General features: G+C 37.7%; 1 protein-coding gene. It reads left to right on the forward strand.

Annotation, left to right across the window (positions count from 1 at the left end):
* A partial coding sequence (locus LIR34_RS17600; RefSeq protein WP_173903424.1) for a 4Fe-4S binding protein occupies positions 1-384 on the forward strand: 384 nt, incomplete at its 5' end.
* Between the last annotated feature and the right edge of the window lie 130 nt (positions 385-514).

Consider the following 514-nt stretch of genomic DNA (forward strand, 5'->3'; position numbering starts at 1 on the left):
GATTTAAAATGCTCAAGAAATAAACCAACCCCGCGATGGATGAGTTCAAAATGGTTCCGATACGGCTTTTTGATATTTTTCCTTACAATGTTTGGGAATATGGTATTTCAGACATATTTAGTTGGTGCCGGATCATCATCCTTGCGTGAAGCCATCAAATTATTCTGGACCTTCCGTGTTCCGTGGGGATGGACATACACTGCCGGAACAGTAGCTGATTGGGTGGCACAGTTTAGTTTTGGATTTTATAGTTTGATGCTTACATCTTTGTTGTTAGGGTTGATCGTAATGGTGTTATATAAGCCACGAACCTGGTGTACATTTTGTCCAATGGGAACAATGACGCAGGGTATCTGTAAATTAAAAAATAATGAAAAGAAGTAATACTATAAGGTGATTCATAAAAGGCATATGTCAAAAACATTATTGACATATGCCTTTTATAGGGCTATTATATAAGAAAAGCGAGAAAGGAGCAGTTTATGCCGAGACCAGTAAAATGCAGAAAAGTCTG

Origin of the sequence: Blautia sp. MSK17_66 (assembly GCF_020538025.1) — a bacterium.
Classification (GTDB): Bacteria; Bacillota; Clostridia; order Lachnospirales; family Lachnospiraceae; genus Blautia_A.